Source organism: Marinobacter caseinilyticus (assembly GCF_011074955.1).
In the GTDB taxonomy this organism is placed as follows: Bacteria; Pseudomonadota; Gammaproteobacteria; order Pseudomonadales; family Oleiphilaceae; genus Marinobacter; species Marinobacter caseinilyticus.
This window is the reverse complement of sequence record NZ_WUQJ01000028.1, coordinates 49,479-63,911: the sequence shown is the minus strand read 5'-3', so window position 1 is coordinate 63,911 and position 14,433 is coordinate 49,479. Positions and strand designations below refer to the sequence as shown.

Here is a 14,433-nt window from a genome sequence, read left to right as displayed (position 1 = left end):
TTGTGGTGCGGTGGGGGTGTTCGTTGGGATCCGTAATTTGACTTAACGGCGTGTGCTGACCCTTCGCGGTGGCCTAACAGATTTCGACAGGTATAATGCCCTCAAGCTTGACCCGAAGCCGGGTACGGATTTAGCCACGGCCTTCATCAAATAGTTTCACTCATCAGAGTCACAGGATACCCATGCTCGATCCCAAACGTGTTCGGAATCAGACGGAAGACATCGCTCGTCGATTGGCCATCAAACACTTTACCTTTGATCAGGCCACCTTTGAAAAACTGGAAGAGCAACGTCGATCACTTCAGGTCCGAACAGAAACGCTCCAGAGCGCGCAGAACAAACGCTCCAAGTCGATTGGTAAGGCCAAAGCCGCCGGTGAAGACATTCAGCCACTATTGGACGAAGTCGACAATTTGAAGAGCCAGCGTTCGGAGGCGGAAGACCAACTGCGTGAGCTGCAGGAAGAGCTCAATGGATTTCTGGCGGGTATCCCTAATGTGCCGGATGAATCGGTGCCGGCGGGCGACAGCGAAGAAGACAATGTTGAGATTCGGAAGTGGGGTGTCATCCCGTCTTTTGATTTTGAACCGAAAGACCACGTCAGCCTGGGCGAGCAACTTGGCGGACTGGATTTTGAAACCGCCACGCGTCTGGCTCACTCCCGTTTCGCGGTAATGCGCGGCCCGGTTGCACGACTGCATCGGGCGCTGGCGCAATTCATGCTCGACCTTCACACCAGCGAGCATGGTTACACCGAGGCTTACGTACCCTATCTGGTAAACGCGGAAACGCTGTACGGTACCGGGCAGCTGCCAAAATTTGAGGCAGATCTGTTCAAAACCGAAGGAGAGAAGCCGCTTTATCTGATTCCGACGGCGGAAGTGCCAGCGACGAATCTGGTCAGTGACAGCATCCTGGATGCCAGCGAGCTTCCTCTGAAATTGGTGTGTCACACCCCGTGTTTTCGGAGTGAGGCCGGTTCCTATGGCCGAGACACCCGCGGTATGATTCGACAACATCAATTCGACAAGGTTGAACTGATTCATATTGTCCGGCCTGAAGACTCTGAAGCGACGCTTGAGGCTCTGACCGGGCATGCGGAAAAAGTCCTTCAATTGCTTGCGTTGCCTTATCGGGTGGTGCAGCTCTGTGGCGGCGACCTCGGGTTTTCAGCCGCTTGCACCTACGATCTGGAAGTCTGGTTGCCGGGTCAGGAGAAGTATCGAGAGATTTCTTCCTGCAGTAACACCCGGGATTTTCAGTCACGCCGTATGAGTGCGCGCTGGCGTAACCCGGAGACCGGTAAGCCGGAGCCGGTGCATACGCTGAACGGTTCCGGTCTCGCGGTTGGCCGGGCATTGATAGCCGTTCTTGAGAACTATCAGCAGGTGGATGGCAGCATCTCGGTGCCCGACGCACTAAAACCCTACATGGGAGGCATCGAAAGGATTCAATGAGCGATCAACGTCAGAACGATTCATCCCCGGTACAGCAGCGTACGGGTATACCGACGCTGCCGGCCCGGTATCGGGCAAATCCGGTTACTCAAAGCAGTAACAGCTCAGCAGGAGAAGTCTTTTTGGTCGGTGCCGGCCCAGGCGATCCCGAGCTTTTGACTTTGAAGGCTTACAGGGTACTTACGTCGGCGGAGGTCGTACTCTTTGATCGGCTGGTGTCCAAGGAAATCCTGGCTTTGATTCCACCGGAAGTGGAAATGATCCACGTTGGTAAGCAGCGTGCCAACCATACCCTGCCACAGGACCAGATCAACCAACGATTGGTGGAGCTGGCACAGGCGGGTCGTCGCGTGGTGCGCCTCAAGGGTGGAGATCCATTTATATTCGGCCGGGGTGGTGAAGAGATAGAGACCCTGGCGGCGGCGGGTGTCCGGTTCCAGGTGGTGCCGGGCATTACCGCCGCCTCCGGTTGTGCGGCCTATGCTGGAATCCCGTTAACACATCGGGACTACGCCCAGTCTGTCCGATTCGTGACCGGGCATTTGAAAAATGATACCTGTGACTTACCCTGGAATGATTTTGTCCAGAACAACCAGACGCTGGTGTTTTACATGGGGTTGGTTGGGCTGCCAATCATCACGCGTGAATTGATGGCTCATGGTATGTCTGAGACTATGCCTGTGGCCCTGGTGTCGAAGGGTACGACGCCGGAACAGCAGGTCATTGTGGGCGAGCTCAACACCATCGTGAAGAAGGTCGAGGCCAGTCAGGTGCCGGCACCCACACTGGTGATTATCGGCAATGTGGTGCAATTGCGGTCCCGGCTGGACTGGATGGGGCAAACCAGCGAAGTCTAGGATCTGGTGCAGTGATGGATGTCAGGCCCAGTATTGGGAGCCCAAAACAAGGGAACCGCACCATGGCGCGGTTCCCTTGTTCGTTTAGGTGGTCAGCCTGAAACCTTACTTTACCCGGTTGGGCAGTACGTCCTTGAGACGGGTGCGCATATCGCGCAATGCTTTTTCAGTGGTTGGCCAGTCAATGCACGCATCGGTAACCGAAACACCGTATTTTAGATCGTCCAGGTTATCCGGAATGGACTGGTTACCCCAGTGAAGGTGACTTTCAACCATCAGCCCTTGAATAGACTGGTTACCCTCCAGGATCTGGTGCGTAATGTCCTGCAATACCAAAGGCTGGATGCCAGGATCTTTACTGGAATTGGCATGACTGCAATCAACCATTATCGATTGACGCAGCCCGGCTTTGGCCAGCGCCTGTTCACACAGTGCCACATTAACGGAGTCGTAATTGGGCTTGCCACCGCCACCTCGAAGCACCACGTGGCCATAGGCATTGCCTTTGGTACGGACAATGGAGACTTGCCCCTTTTGATCAATTCCAAGGAAACTGTGGGGGTGGGAGACAGACTTCATGGCATTGACGGCGACATCAAGACTGCCATCGGTGCCATTCTTGAAACCGATGGCCATGGACAGACCGCTGCTCATTTCACGGTGGGTTTGGGACTCGGTAGTTCGTGCACCAATGGCAGACCAGGCAATGGTATCCTGAAGGTACTGTGGAGAAATCGGGTCCAGTGCTTCAGTTGCCGTGGGCAGCCCAAGTTCGGCAATATCAAGCAACAGACGTCGACCGATATGCAGGCCTTGCTCAATATCGAAAGAATCGTTTAGGTGAGGGTCGTTGATCAGACCCTTCCAGCCGACTGTCGTGCGGGGTTTCTCGAAATAGACACGCATGACGATACACAAGGTGTCGCTGACTTCATCGGCCAATGCCTTCAACTTGTCGGCATATTCCCGCGCTGCCTTGATGTCGTGAATGGAGCAAGGCCCAACCACGACAAACAGCCGATGGTCTTTACCGTCCATGATGTCATAAATGGCCTGTCGGCCACGACTAACGGTCGCCGCCGCGGCGTCTGACAACGGCATTTCCTGTTTCAGTGCCTCAGGTGTAATCAGTGCTTCCTGACTGGCCACATTAATGTTCTCAAGTTTATTGCCGGACATGCTTTTATAATCCCCGATTGCTATCACCCCGACAGGCTTCCGAGCGGCGTCGCTCAGGTCTTGGCGGGTCGTTCCAATGCTAAATTTAGTGTTCGATATACTGCGTTATTTAGTGCGCTATTGCAACGAAGCCACAAACTGAAACGCAGTGCTGCTGGACGTCCGGGCTATGCCGTGCTGGAATGCAAATGATTGTTAAATAGCGGAATCCAAACCAATTCTTTGCCTGCCTTTTCTGGAACTTTGACTGAATGGCACCGACACAACCGGAACACCCTAACCGTCAAACCGCGCTAGCGCCTGTGGATGAGCGTATTGTGGAGATTCTTGCGGGTATTCGAGTGTCTGATCTTCCGTATCCGGTTGGCCGGATTGCGGCGGAGCAAGTCACCGACTGGCGCCCGTTGCTGCAGTCGTGCTGGAAAGAACAAAGAGACGAATCGGTTATCCATGTGGTGCGGTCGGTTTCTCAAACCTGGACGGTAAGGCAAGTGAATGCGGCTTATATTGCTGACCGCATCATGGACGTCTTTCTTCGGACCTCTGGCCTTCATCCGGTGTTGGTGCAGCGAATTGCCCGATTGCGGTTTTTCCTGGCGTGGCGAATGGCGTCAGAGACTTCCACCGTGATAGACCCCAGCCTGCTGTCATGGCTGGATAGTCTGATGGACTGGCGAGGCTGGAGTGATTCCGGAGGCCGGTCGTCGCGATCCTTACTCGAACAACTCGACGAACTCGTGACTCGGGTGACTGAGTGCTTTGAGCAAGACAGCGTTGAACCCTTCAACCAGTTTGCAGCGCAATGGCAACAGGAGGCTGATCAACGACACCAGCGCTCTGACCGGCTGCATGTCCGGCTGTTGGAGACTGAACGCGGAGCCGCCCGCCAACGCCGCGCCGAACAGACTGCCCGGGCATCGGTGGGTCGCGCATTGAGCGGCCGCGAATTGCCAAAAGAAATCACCGAGTTTGTTCTGGACTATTGGTTGCCACTGTTGCGTGAAATTGTCTGGGATTCAGGTCTTGAAGGCGATAACTGGCGCCATGCGGTGCGTCTGCTGGAGTGGTTGGTCTGGATCGGAGATCCGAGTCTGTCCGATAAAGATCGGGATCGGCTGTATCAGGTCGGTGAACAGCTTGGTGACCGGATAACCGATGTCTGGGGTCGGGTGAAGAGTAACAAACTGCCAGCACAAGCACTCGAAGGGGTTGAATCAGTGATGATGACTCGCCTCAGAGGTGACGATGTTGAGCGGTTTGCGGCGATTTCGCCAGATCGGCCATTCACTTTCGACGGCCGCTGGTTGAGCCCATCCAGGGCCGACGTCGCGGAGGTGAACAATGCGGTTGGAAACTGGTACGTAGAGGGTGAGGGAAGTCACGAACAGCGGCGGTTTTTCCTGGCACTGCTGGACGAATCGCAGGAAGTACTTTGGACCAACGGTTTCGGTGTGAAATTGGCGTTGACCTCGTGGAAAGAATTTCAGCAGCAGACCGAAGAGCGGCTTCGTCCCCTTCCGCCACTTAACAAATTTGGCGGTGTGTTGTCAGATACGGTGTCGGCATTGGCAAAAGTACTTGAAGCTCAACGCCGTCAGCGGGAAAAAGCCGCGATGGCTGCAAAGGAGAAAGCGGATGCTCTGCGAAAACAGATTGTTGAAGCTGACCTAAAGCGGCAACAAGAAGACGACCTCAAGGCCGCCGAGCTTGCCCGACAGCAGGGCGAGGCCGAAGCTGTCCGGTTAGCGGATGAAGCGGCCATTGCCAGACAAAAAGAGCAGGCAAGAGTCAATGCGGCAACTCAGCAGGTGGATGGCATCAAACCGGGCGGGTGGATTGTGCTTGATGCCGAATCCAATACGGACGAAGGCGGAGCCTCTGCATCGGTTCGGCTTAAATTGGCGGTGCGCATCAATGCCTCACGAAAACTGATCTTCGTCGACCGACTCGGGCTCAACCGTCGGGAATATTCGTTTGATCAGCTTGTTCATCAAGTGGCAGGCGGTGAGGTCAGGGTACTGAGCAGTGCTGCTGAATTTGACGATACGTTATCCCGGGTGGTTGGTCGTATCCGCGTCGGACGGACGCAACGTTAGTATGGAGCAACCATCCCCCAGCGTCCCCGACTGTTGGACGTGGGTATGCCAATGTAAGGTGAACGGATATGAACGACGATGACTACAGTTTTGGACAAGATGCGGACACTCTGATGTCCCCGGATGAACAGCGCTCTGAATTCCGACTGGCGGGGCGTGCTACGGTGGTGTTGCAACTTGAAGCTCAAAGTCCAGAGTCTGAGCGCGAAGGCAAGACACTGACGTGTTACACACACGATATCTCGACGTCAGGGGTGAGGGTGCAAACTCGGGAAGCTATCTCTCTGGGCGCACTGCTTTCGATGCTCATCAAGTTTGATGACGCCGGGGAGGGTTACAGTTTGATTGGCGAAGTGGTTTGGACGAAGGCGGGTGAGGCTGGCGACTGGGTGGTAGGCCTCAAAATTCTGGAATCCGATGAAACTTCTTTTATCGATTGGCTGGACGCCATCGGTAAGGCAATGTCGGAAGACTAGGTTGTGCTGACCGGGCAGCATTCGAGAATTGCCGCCCGGATACAAGTCGACCGTTACTCTTCCAGATTGCCCATGGCCGTAATATTAAAGCCACCGTCAACGTACATGATCTCACCGGTGACGCCACTGGCCATATCAGAGCACAGGAAGGCGGCACTATTACCCACTTCTTCAATGGTTACATTGCGGCGAATGGGTGCTCGCTTGGCATTCTCATTCAGCATCCTACGAAAACTTTTGATGCCGGAGGCGGCCAGAGTTCTGATTGGGCCGGCAGAAATACCGTTCACCCGAATGCCATCTTCGCCCAGGCTGGCCGCCATATATCGCACATTGGCTTCCAGGGACGCTTTCGCAAGCCCCATCACGTTGTAATTCTGGAGTACTTTTTCGGCACCCAGGTAAGTCAGGGTAAGCATTGAGCCATTTTCGCGCAGCAGTTTGCGGCCACCTTTGGCGAGAGCCACAAAGCTGTAGGAACTGATGTCGTGGGCAATTCGGAAACCCTCTCGTGTCGTTACATCGACATAGTTTCCGTTGAGTTCATGTGCGGGCGCAAAACCCACGGAGTGGACAATAATGTCGATGCCATCCCAGTGCTTGCCCAGTTCAGTAAACATTGTCTCAATCTCGTCGTCACTGGCGACATCGCAGGGAAAGGTCAGGGAGCTTCCCCAGCCTTCGGCAAAGCCCTCAACGCGAGATTTCAATTTTTCGTTCTGATAAGTGAATGCCAGTTCGGCACCCTGCTGGTAAAAAGCTTCCGCGATACCAGCTGCGATGGACAGCTTGCTGGCAACACCAACGATCAGCGCACGTTTACCGCTGAGTAATCCCATGGGTATTCTCCCTTGTTGAAGGTTCCTGAGCTGCATTATCCCCGAACACTCAGGGTGTGGGTAACACTCAATTGGTCGTAGTTACATCTCGTCTGCGCAGCAGCGGTCATATCAGAGTCTATGGTCACGCGCTCTGATAGAAAAATGCGGCACTCAGCAGCTCTTGTGTGTACTCAGTGGCCGGCCGCTCAAATAATTCGTTCGCCGGTCCGTACTCGACGATCTCGCCCTTTTTCAATACCAGCAATTGATGGCTGAGCGCACGGACCACCGCCAAATCATGACTGATGAAAATGTAGCTTAAACCATAGCGTGTTTGCAGATCACCCAATAACTGGATGACCTGCTTTTGAACCGTCCGGTCAAGTGCGGAGGTGGGTTCATCCAGAATGATCAATTCAGGTTGGAGGACCAGGGCTCGGGCGATCGCAATACGCTGGCGCTGACCGCCGGAAAATTCATGGGGGTAGCGATGTCTGACCGCCGGGTCCAACCCTACATCCTTCAGGGCATTGATGACTTTCTGCTCGTGGGTGTCAGGGTTTCCCGGCTCATGCACCAGGAGTCCTTCGCCGACAATCTCGGCAATCGACATTCTTGGGCTAAGGCTGCCAAATGGATCCTGAAAGACAATTTGAACCATCCGTCGGAAGGGGCGAAATTGTTTTTGATTCAGGTTGTCGAGGGCGTGACCTTTAAACAGGATGCCCCCATCACTGTTCGTCAGTTTCAGCAAGGCATGACCAATGGTGGTTTTACCGCTACCGCTTTCGCCTACAATGCCCAGCGTCTGACCATGGCGTAGGGAGAAGCTGACGTTCTTAACCGCATGAAAGGATTCCAGGGTTTTACCGAACAAGGATTTGCGGGTCGCAAATCGGACATTGAGCTCTCTGACGGACAACAACTCAGCGGTCTGTTCGCGTGCCGGCGTTGGCGTCGCCGGCGGCTCGGCATCCAATAGCTTTTGGGTATACGGGTGTTGAGGCGACTGAAACAGCGTGTTCGTGTCGGCCGTCTCCACCAATTGCCCGTTCTCCATCACAATCACCCGGTCGGCGTATCGCCTGACAATCGATAAATCGTGGGTGATGAGCAAGATGGCCATGCCCATGGATTGCTGGAGATCTCGCAGCAGCTCCAGCACCTGTTTCTGGACGGTGACGTCCAGCGCCGTAGTGGGCTCGTCGGCGATCAGCAGATCGGGTTCGTTGGCCAAGGCCATGGCGATCATTACTCGCTGCTTCTGGCCGCCAGAGAGCTGGTGAGGGTAGCTGTCCAATCGTTGTTCTGCGTCGTCAATCCCAACCAACTCAAGCAACTCGATACATCGAACCTTCGCTTGTTGGGCGCGGAGCCCCTTGTGAAGCGCGAGAGTTTCCGAGATTTGCTTTTCAACCGTGTGCAAAGGATTGAGCGAGGTCATCGGTTCCTGAAAGATCATGCTGATTTGCTGTCCGCGAATCTGGCGCAAACGTTTAATGGGGGCCGTCAGCAGATTCTCGCCCTGATACAGCACCTGACCTGTGGGAAAACGCGCGTGACGTTCGTCGAGCAGGCGTAGGATCGACAGTGCTGTCACCGATTTACCGGAACCGCTTTCACCGACCAGGGCAAGGGTTTCACCGTGACCCAGTGAAAACGACAAATCGTTGACGACCGGGGCTCCGGAATCGAAGGCGATGGAGAGTTCCGAGATACTCAGTAGTTCGTTCATATCAGCTCTTCTTCGGATCAAACGCGTCACGCACAGCTTCGCCTACAAAAACCAGTAACGTCAGCATGATGGCCAGGGTAATAAACGCCGACATGCCCAGCCAGGGGGCGTGCAGGTTGTCTTTGCCCTGGGCAATAAGCTCGCCGAGTGAGGGCGATCCCGGGGGCAGACCAAAACCCAAAAAATCCAATGAGGTCAGTCCGGTAATGGCACCGGTCAGGATAAAGGGAACAAACGTCAGTGTGGCAACCATGGCGTTTGGCAAAATGTGTTTGAACATGATGAGTCGGTTGCTTAACCCGAGCGCCCTGGCGGCCTTCACATACTCAAAATTACGGGCCCGAAGGAATTCCGCTCTGACAACATCGACCAACCCCATCCAGCTGAACAGCAGCATGATGCCCAGGAGCCACCAGAAGTTGGGTTTTACAATACTGGAAAGAATGATCAGCAGGTATAACGCGGGCAGTCCCGACCAGATCTCGATGAACCGCTGGCCGAGAAGGTCTGTTTTGCCCCCGTAATAGCCCTGAATTGCCCCGGCGACAACCCCAACCAGGCAACTGAAGAAGGTCAGTGTCAGACCGAACACCACGGATATGCGAAAGCCGTAGACCAGGCGTGCAACCACATCCCGGCCCTGGCCATCGGTCCCGAGCCAATTGTCGGTAGAGGGTGGGGCAGGTGACGGTGTCTCAAGATCGTAATTGATTGTGTTGTAATAGAACCGGATCGGTGGCCATAAAATCCAGCCATTGTCTTCAATCTCGTCCCGTACGAAGGCATCGCGGTAGTCTGCCTCGGTTGGCAGGAACCCCCCAAAGGTCTCCTCGGGAATCTCCTGAACCAGCGGAAAGTAAAGCTCTCCCTGATAGGAAACCACCAGCGGCTTTTCGTTAGCCCAGAGTTCACCCAGCAGCGACAGCCCGAATAAGGCGAGAAATATCCAAAGCGACCAGTAGCCACGACGGTTGTTGCGGAAATTGGCGAGTCTGCGTCGCTGGATCGGCGTTAACTTCATGACGCTCATGTCAGTGCTCCCGGCTTTCAAAATCGATGCGGGGGTCCACCAACACGTAAGTGATGTCGCTGATCAGTTTTAACACCAATCCCATCAGGGTAAAAATGTATAACGTGCCGAATATCACCGGATAGTCACGGGTCAGAGCGGCTTCAAACCCAAGCAGCCCCAGTCCGTCGAGCGAAAAAATCACTTCAATCAACAACGATCCGGTGAAGAACAGTGAAACCAATACGCCGGGTAAGCTGGCGATGACAATCAGCATGGCGTTGCGAAACACGTGACGGTAAAGCACCTCGCGCTCCTCCAGGCCTTTTGCCCGGGCCGTTACCACATACTGTTTGCCGATCTCGTCCAGAAACGAGTTCTTGGTCAGCAGCGTCAGGGTTGCAAAGCCCCCGATCACGTTTGCCGACACAGGCAACACCAAGTGCCAGAAGTAGTCGGTGACCTGATCATACCAGGCCATGTCGTCAAAATTGGGTGACGTGAGACCGCGTAAAGGGAAGACATCAAAATAGCTGCCACCGGCAAACAGCACGATCAGGAGAATGGCAAAAAGGAAGCCCGGGATGGCGTAGCCCACCACAATGACTGAGCTGCTCCAAACATCAAACCGAGAACCGTCAGAAATGGCTTTGCGAATGCCCAGAGGTATCGAGACCAGATAGATGATCAGGGTCGACCACAAGCCCAGTGAAATCGAAACCGGCATTTTATCAATAATCAACTCGATGACACTTCTGTCGCGATAAAACGAGTCGCCAAAGTCGAACGTTGCGTAGTCACCGAGCATTTTGAAAAAACGCTCATAAGGCGGTTTGTCGAAGCCGTACATCACTTCCAGCTCTTTAAGCATGTCGTCGGGAATACCCCGACTGCCACGGCTATCCCCCGATGAGGAAACCTCGCTGCCACCCCCACCAGAGGCCCGGCTCAAGGCGCCGCCGCCGTGGCCCTCCATTTCTGCAATCAACTGCTCGATAGGGCCGCCGGGGGCGGCCTGCACGATCACGAAGTTGAGTAACATGATGCCGATCAGGGTCGGAATGATCAGCATTAAGCGTCGTAATATGTAGCCGCCCATGGGTCAAGCTTGCTCCGGAAAGAAACTACTCATGCGTTGATGCCAACTCCGATCAACTTTCGGCCCACCAATTGATGAGATCGACACCGTTCTTGGGCGTCTTCTTGGGGCGATGAAGCTTTTTCCAATAAGCGATTCGGTCGACATCCAGATGCCATTGAGGGACCACGTAGTAGCTGTGCAGCAGCATACGATCAAGGGCTCTCACCCGTTGCACCAATGAGGCTCGGTCCGGGGCCTGAATGATGAGGTCAATGAGGTCATCCACGACCGGATCACGGACGCCCATGTAGTTACGCGAACCCTTCGCAGAGGCGGTGTCCGAGTGCCAATATTCGCGCTGCTCGTTGCCTGGAGAGTCTGATTGGGGCAATACCTGCGTAATTACGTCGAAGTCAAAGCTGCGTACCCGCTGAATGTACTGGTTGGTATCCACCAGGCGAACATCGACATCAATACCCAGTTTTTCGAGGTTGCCCTTGAACGGCAATACCACGCGTTCAAACGCCTTCTGATGCAACAGCATTTCAAACGCCAGGGTTTGACCGGTTTCAGTATGGGTCATTTTGCCATCTTTGATGGCGTAACCGGCATCCCTGAGCAGTCCGATAGCTATCCTTAGATTGTCCCGCAAACTGCTGTCGCCGGTCGTCGAAGGTGGGCTGTAGGGTTCGGTGAAGACCGCCTCGGGCAGCTGGTCTCGATAACGCTCGAGAATGGCCAGTTCTTCGCCGCTGGGCAGGCCGCTGGAAGCCAGGTCGCTGTTTTCAAAGTAGCTGTCCGTCCGGCGATATTGGTTATAAAACAGATTGCGGTTGGCCCAATCGAAATCAAAGGCGTAGCTAATCGCCTTGCGGACCTGAGGGTCGCTGAATTTGTCTCTCCGGGTGTTGAATACGAACGCTTGCATGCCCACCGGACGCTCGTGCTTCAAGGCTTCGACTTTAATCATGCCGGAGGAAAATTTGTCGCCCTGGTAAGCGGTGGCCCAGTTTTTTGCGGACGACTCGAGCCGGAAATCGTAATTACCCGCTTTGAACGCTTCGAGCGCCACCGTATCGTCCGAGTAGTAGTCATAGCGAACGGCGTCAAAATTGAACAACCCTTTGCGAACACCCAGATCCGCTGCCCAGTAGTCTTGCACGCGCTTAAACGTCACCGAACGGCCGGCATCGACACCACCAATGGTGTAAGGCCCGCTGCCGACAGGTATGTCCAGCCCGCTCTCGTCAAACGCCCGGTCTTGCCAGTAATGCTTGGGCAGCACGGGCATTTGGCCGAGGATAAGCGGTAACTCCCGGTTTTGAGTGGCACCGAAGTCAAACCGTATGCGGTGCTTATTTTCTACCGTAACGTTGGATACTTCTGCGTAGTAATTCCGATAAAGGGGATGGCCCTCGGTGGTCAGCAGCTTAAAAGAGTAGGCCACATCTTCGGCGGTGATGGGTTCGCCATCCTGAAACCGTGCCTCGGGACGCAGATTGTAAATCACATAACTGCGATCTTCCGGGGTTTCCAGGGTCTCAGCGATCAAACCGTAAGCGCTGAACGGCTCATCATTCGATGGTACTAACAGCGTGTCGTAGACATAGGTGTTGATACCCGCTGCGGCTACTCCGCGGATGACAAACGGGTTGAAGGAGTCAAAGCCATTGGCTACCACCGCCATGCGCAGGGTGCCGCCTTTTGGCGCGTCCGGGTTCACGTAATCGAAATGACTGAAGCCTGCCTTGTAGTCCGGCTCACCGTGCATGGCGATGCCGTGCTTTGGCTCAGGGGCTTGAGTTTCTGCCAAAACGCCACCGCTGAAGCAAAGGGTGACACTGAGGCAGGTTGCAGTAAGGGTCGAGGGAATCCAGGTAAATGCCATGGGGCTCGCTTTTCTCTGTTGTAATGCCCCCGACCGCGGTCCGGTCAGGGGCTGTTTCGAATATCGACGTAGAGTACCAGACTTTGCCCCGGCTGAAGATAACGCGCCGTGTTGAGATCGTTCCATCCCGCGATGTCGCTCACATTTACGGAAAAGCGATTGGCGATGGCAGCCAATGAATCACCCTTGCGAACTCGGTAGCCAACCTTGCGGACCATGCCTTTATCCCGGCCATTGTTGGTCACAGTCGTGACCCCTGGGTCGGTCGACCAGATCACAAGTTTTTTACCGGGAAACAATGGGTCGCCCGGAGCCATACCATTCCATGACGCAAGTTGACGCACGCTGACGCCATTGTCGCGGGCAATGTCCCAAAATGTGTCGCCTGACTGAACCTTATGCTCAATTCGGGTGCCCTTGCCCTTGGATTGTTTCTTGGCGAGACGCTGCGACTGGCTCAAAACATAATTGGCAGTGCCTTCCCGTGCGGTCGGGATCAGCAGGCGCTGCCCAATCCGAATCAGGCTTCCCCTCATGTTGTTGACTTGTTGAATCACCGCTGGCGTGGTGCCGAATTTGTTGGCGATGCGGATAAGACTGTCGCCCGAGACAACCTTATAATTCTGCCACGCAACCCGCTTTTGGGGGTCAATGGCTGCGAGCCCGGTTTTGAATTGTGCGGCATTTGCGACCGGAACCAGAAGCCGATGGGGACCATCCGGCGACGTTGCCCAACGATTGTAAGACGGGTTGAGCAAGTAAATTTCATCAATATCGACACCGGCCAGTTCGGCGGCTTGCGCCAGATCAATCTGAGATGAGGTCTCGACAATCGCGAAGTAGGGCTTGTCTTCCAGAGTTGGCAATTCAAGGCCATAGGCTTTTGGGTCATCGAAAATCTTTGCCAAGGCAATAAGCTTGGGAACGTAAGCTTCTGTTTCTCTTGGCAAATCCAGTGACCAAAAATCGGTAGAACGATTAAGCCTGGTATTTTTTCGAATCGCCTTTGAGACGGTGCCGCCCCCGCTGTTATAGGAAGCGAGGGCAAGGGTAAAGTCGCCATCGAAGCGAGCCGCCAGGCGCTCAAGATAGCGCAGGGCAGCGTCAGTGGAGGCGACGACATCCCGACGCTGGTCATGCCACCAGCTCTGTTTAAGCCCGAAGTATTTGCCCGTTGAGGGAATGAACTGCCACATGCCTGCCGCCCGGCCATGGGAATAGGCAAAAGGGTCAAAGGCGCTTTCCACAATTGGCAGCAACGCCAGTTCGCCGGGCAGTCCCCGTGCTTCGACTTCATTGATAATGTGGTGAAGGTAGCGGCCGCCGCGGTTGAGCACCCGGTCAATGTAGCTGGGGTGACTGACGTACCAATTCAGTTGCTGTTGAACACGCTTGTCGGTGACGGAGTGGTCGAGGGCAAAAAGTCCCCGTAGTCGCTGCAACAGGTCTTGCTGTTCAGCGATTGCCGCTTCCTTGGTTATCGAGTCGGATTTTGAATCCAGCGTTTCACGGGCTTTTTTGGCTTCTTCCTTCAATTCAGGCTGAATCGCTTCATCCAGCTGAGTTTGATGTTCACCGTTGCTTTCAAGTCCTGCGGTCTTGGCTTCGACAGCGCGCTGCAGTTCGTCATCCCCTGCCGGGACAATGACTTTTTCGGATGCCAGTATGGCTTCTTCGGTCAGGTTGGCGTCTGCATTGGAGCTGGCCACGTCCCCCTTGGAGGTGCCATATCCAAGGGCCGCGCAGCCGCTGATCAGGCTGGCAAGGGAAAGGGCGGTGATACTTCGTACCGTCATGTTTGGGTTCCGACTGTCGAGCTGGCACAAGGCCAGCC

The 14,433-nt window shown here is 54.7% G+C and carries 10 protein-coding genes and 1 pseudogene; 4 read left to right on the top strand and 7 right to left on the bottom strand.

Features of this window, described 5'->3' with window-relative positions; all coding sequences use genetic code 11:
- Nucleotides 1-182: 182 nt before the first annotated feature.
- Together serS and cobA are read left to right on the top strand one after the other, a co-directional pair.
- Nucleotides 183-1,457: a serine--tRNA ligase gene (gene serS, locus GRX64_RS14000; RefSeq protein ID WP_166268310.1), complete on the top strand. Its 1,275-nt coding sequence runs from the start codon at nucleotides 183-185 to the stop codon at nucleotides 1,455-1,457.
- A 32-nt stretch (nucleotides 1,458-1,489) separates the two neighbouring features.
- Nucleotides 1,490-2,314, top strand: a pseudogene (cobA, locus tag GRX64_RS13995) (uroporphyrinogen-III C-methyltransferase); the annotation flags it as partial.
- A gap of 105 nt (nucleotides 2,315-2,419) precedes the next feature.
- On the opposite strand, the gene GRX64_RS13990 reads toward cobA, so the two are convergent.
- Nucleotides 2,420-3,493, bottom strand: coding sequence for a 3-deoxy-7-phosphoheptulonate synthase (locus GRX64_RS13990; protein ID WP_166268306.1), 1,074 nt, complete (start codon nucleotides 3,491-3,493; stop codon nucleotides 2,420-2,422).
- 251 nt (nucleotides 3,494-3,744) lie between these two features.
- On the opposite strand from GRX64_RS13990, the gene GRX64_RS13985 reads away from it, so the two are divergent.
- Entirely contained in the window at nucleotides 3,745-5,589 is a 1,845-nt protein-coding gene (locus GRX64_RS13985) for a DUF1631 family protein (protein ID WP_166268304.1), read from the top strand.
- Between the two features lie 68 nt (nucleotides 5,590-5,657).
- Nucleotides 5,658-6,065 carry a PilZ domain-containing protein gene (locus GRX64_RS13980; RefSeq protein ID WP_166268302.1) on the top strand — a complete coding sequence of 136 codons (408 nt, stop codon included), beginning with the start codon at nucleotides 5,658-5,660 and terminating at the stop codon, nucleotides 6,063-6,065.
- 53 nt (nucleotides 6,066-6,118) lie between these two features.
- On the opposite strand, the gene GRX64_RS13975 is transcribed toward GRX64_RS13980, so the two are convergent.
- From GRX64_RS13975 to GRX64_RS13950, 6 genes are all read right to left on the bottom strand, one after another.
- Nucleotides 6,119-6,904 (bottom strand): enoyl-ACP reductase FabI, encoded by a 786-nt coding sequence (locus tag GRX64_RS13975; protein ID WP_166268300.1) that lies wholly within the window; start codon nucleotides 6,902-6,904, stop codon nucleotides 6,119-6,121.
- Nucleotides 6,905-7,028: 124 nt separating this feature from the next.
- Entirely contained in the window at nucleotides 7,029-8,621 is a 1,593-nt protein-coding gene (locus tag GRX64_RS13970; RefSeq protein ID WP_166268298.1) for an ABC transporter ATP-binding protein, read from the bottom strand.
- Nucleotide 8,622: 1 nt separating this feature from the next.
- Entirely contained in the window at nucleotides 8,623-9,642 is a 1,020-nt protein-coding gene (locus GRX64_RS13965; RefSeq protein ID WP_207308813.1) for an ABC transporter permease, read from the bottom strand.
- Between the two features lie 10 nt (nucleotides 9,643-9,652).
- On the bottom strand, nucleotides 9,653-10,729 hold the full coding sequence (locus GRX64_RS13960) for a microcin C ABC transporter permease YejB (protein WP_166268294.1): 1,077 nt from the start codon (nucleotides 10,727-10,729) through the stop codon (nucleotides 9,653-9,655).
- A 52-nt stretch (nucleotides 10,730-10,781) separates the two neighbouring features.
- The gene (locus tag GRX64_RS13955) at nucleotides 10,782-12,599 is read right to left on the bottom strand and encodes an extracellular solute-binding protein (protein WP_427901663.1); all 1,818 of its coding nucleotides are present in this window, start codon (nucleotides 12,597-12,599) and stop codon (nucleotides 10,782-10,784) included.
- Nucleotides 12,600-12,643: 44 nt separating this feature from the next.
- Complete coding sequence (locus GRX64_RS13950) at nucleotides 12,644-14,395, bottom strand: LysM peptidoglycan-binding domain-containing protein (RefSeq protein WP_166268292.1); 1,752 nt, start codon at nucleotides 14,393-14,395, stop codon at nucleotides 12,644-12,646.
- Nucleotides 14,396-14,433: the final 38 nt, after the last annotated feature.

What these genes read in the sequence shown, in the direction of transcription:
- GRX64_RS13950 (WP_166268292.1), bottom strand. Translation starts at nt 14,395, where the DNA reads ATGACGGTACGAAGTATCACCGCCCTTTCCCTTGCCAGCCTGATCAGC.
- GRX64_RS13980 (WP_166268302.1), top strand. Translation starts at nt 5,658, where the DNA reads ATGAACGACGATGACTACAGTTTTGGACAAGATGCGGACACTCTGATG.
- GRX64_RS13960 (WP_166268294.1), bottom strand. Translation starts at nt 10,729, where the DNA reads ATGGGCGGCTACATATTACGACGCTTAATGCTGATCATTCCGACCCTG.
- GRX64_RS13990 (WP_166268306.1), bottom strand. Translation starts at nt 3,493, where the DNA reads ATGTCCGGCAATAAACTTGAGAACATTAATGTGGCCAGTCAGGAAGCA.
- serS (WP_166268310.1), top strand. Translation starts at nt 183, where the DNA reads ATGCTCGATCCCAAACGTGTTCGGAATCAGACGGAAGACATCGCTCGT.
- GRX64_RS13955 (WP_427901663.1), bottom strand. Translation starts at nt 12,599, where the DNA reads ATGGCATTTACCTGGATTCCCTCGACCCTTACTGCAACCTGCCTCAGT.
- GRX64_RS13975 (WP_166268300.1), bottom strand. Translation starts at nt 6,904, where the DNA reads ATGGGATTACTCAGCGGTAAACGTGCGCTGATCGTTGGTGTTGCCAGC.
- GRX64_RS13985 (WP_166268304.1), top strand. Translation starts at nt 3,745, where the DNA reads ATGGCACCGACACAACCGGAACACCCTAACCGTCAAACCGCGCTAGCG.
- GRX64_RS13970 (WP_166268298.1), bottom strand. Translation starts at nt 8,621, where the DNA reads ATGAACGAACTACTGAGTATCTCGGAACTCTCCATCGCCTTCGATTCC.
- GRX64_RS13965 (WP_207308813.1), bottom strand. Translation starts at nt 9,642, where the DNA reads ATGAAGTTAACGCCGATCCAGCGACGCAGACTCGCCAATTTCCGCAAC.